Below are 1,986 nucleotides of genomic sequence, written 5' to 3' on the forward strand. Positions count from 1 at the left end.
GCGGCCGATGGGCAGGACCATGTAGCGGGTCTCGGCCGTCGAGTCCCAGACGGTGATGCGGGTGGTTTCCGGCAGCGTCACCCCGAACTCGGCGAGAACGCCGCGCGGGTCGATCACCGCCCGGGCCCGATAGGGCGGCGCCTTGTACCAGACCGGGGGCAGGCCGAGCACCGGCCACGGGTAGCAGGAGCACAGGGTGCAGACGACGAGGTTGTGCGTCTCCGGCGTGTTCGCGACCACCACCATGTGTTCGCCGCCGCGGCCGCCGATCCCCAGTTCGGCGATGGCCGGCGTGGCGTCGGCCAGGAGCCGCGCCCGGTATGCGGGATCGGTCCAGGCCCGTGCCACGACCCGGGCGCCCGCATGTGGGCCGACCTTGGTCTCGTAGAGTTCGACCAGGGCATCGAGGGCCGCCGGATCGACATAGCCCTTCTCGGTGAGCAGGGATTCGAGGGCGCGCACCCGGGCCTCCACCGGCGACAAGGCGCTGCCATGGTGATGATCGTGCTGATGATCGTGGTGATCATGCTCATGATCGGCGTGATCGTGGCTCATCCCGCTCTCCTGGCTGCGCGCAGTGTGCATTCCCCGAGGGGGCGGCGCCAGTCCGGCTGCGCGGATCCGATTCGTCCGTCTTGCCGGGCGCTCTGCCTAAATTCCCTGTCACGTTCGGGAGCGTTTGGCATAGGTTCAGAATTTTACCGCTACCGACGTTAGAGCGATTCCAGTAAATCGGTGTTGGAGGCGGAAAGATTCATGACTGATGCTGCTGCGGACCTGCCCGACGCCGTCGTACGTGCCCGGGATGACAGCTACGCCGCAGCCATCGGCCAGCACCTCGTCCTGCCGATCCGCGAGTATTTCCGGGTCGTCGAGCAGGAGCCGCTGCCGGCGCAGCTCGCCGCCTTGGTCACCCGGTTCGAGGTGGCGATCAAGGCGCATGGCGACACGGTGCCCTTCGACTTCCGCGGCGACATCATCAAGGCCTTGCCGGCTCTGCGCACCTTCGCGCTGTCGCTCGTCGGCGATGTGAGCCGCGCCGACGATCTGGTGCAGGAGACCTTCGTGAAGGCCTGGGCGAACCAGCAGAAGTTCCGGCCGGGCACGAACTTCACCGCTTGGCTGTTCACCATCCTGCGCAACCAGTTCTATACGGACCTGCGCAAGACGCGGCGGGAGGTGGAGGATGTGGACGGGACGCATGCGGGTCAGATGAGCAGCCCCTCCGACCAGGAAGATGCCAGCACCCTCAAGGTCGTCTGGGAACGTCTCGGCGACCTGCCCTCGGCGCAGCGGCAGGCGCTGCTGCTGGTGGGGGCGGAGGGCCACACCTACGAGGAGGCCGCCTTGAAGCTCGGCTGTCAGGTCGGGACCGTCAAGAGCCGGGTGAGCCGGGCCAGGTCGTCGCTGCTCGATACCCTCGGCGTCGTGGTCTCGGGCCAGGCACCGGCTGTCTGAGCTGGCGGCTCGGCGACATGCCGGTCCGGCTGATTGGTCTTCGGCGCTAAGGCGATCGTAAACCGTGGCCGCGTAGGCTCCTGGCGATCTCCGCGACGGGCCGCGCGCATGGACGCTTCGTCTCAAGACGGCGCAAGCGCCGCGCACCGGGGGCTGGCGCACCCGGTGGTCATCGCCTTCGGTCTTTGCCTCCTCGGACTCGCTTGCTCCTGGGCCATCTGGCGGCTCGGTCTCGTCACCGAGGATTCCGCCTGGATGAGCGCGTTCCTCTGTGCCGTCGTCTTTCTCAGCTTTCTGTCGGTCTGGTTCAGAGCGCTGATCTTGAACCTGAAGGCGTTCTGGGCGCTCGTCGTCTGGATCTGGACTCTCTTCGCCCGCTGATGCCCGGTGCAGGGCGGCGCGGCGGACGTGTTCCTTTCGCCGCGCCGTCCTGTGAGCCGGTGATGGAGCCGGCGGCACGCGTCCGAACGCCCCTCACATCGGCGGCCGGCGCAGGTGCCAGTCGGTCGCCCGCTGATAGGCCTGTCC

The 1,986-nt window shown here is 67.8% G+C and carries 3 protein-coding genes; 2 read left to right on the forward strand and 1 reads right to left on the reverse strand.

Features of this window, described 5'->3' with window-relative positions; all coding sequences use genetic code 11:
- Nucleotides 1-555: nitrile hydratase subunit alpha (gene nthA, locus I53_RS30025; protein ID WP_043358041.1), on the reverse strand; the 555-nt coding region annotated here is incomplete at its 3' end.
- Between the two features lie 201 nt (nucleotides 556-756).
- Here nthA and I53_RS30030 point away from each other — a divergent pair.
- Nucleotides 757-1,458, forward strand: a complete 702-nt coding sequence (locus I53_RS30030; RefSeq protein ID WP_043358038.1) for a sigma-70 family RNA polymerase sigma factor — start codon at nucleotides 757-759, stop codon at nucleotides 1,456-1,458.
- A 108-nt stretch (nucleotides 1,459-1,566) separates the two neighbouring features.
- Nucleotides 1,567-1,839, forward strand: a complete 273-nt coding sequence (locus I53_RS30035; protein WP_043358039.1) for a hypothetical protein — start codon at nucleotides 1,567-1,569, stop codon at nucleotides 1,837-1,839.
- The last annotated feature ends 147 nt before the right edge of the window (nucleotides 1,840-1,986 follow it).

This window comes from Methylobacterium sp. B1, assembly GCF_000333255.1.
GTDB classification, from domain to species: domain Bacteria; phylum Pseudomonadota; class Alphaproteobacteria; order Rhizobiales; family Beijerinckiaceae; genus Methylobacterium; species Methylobacterium fujisawaense.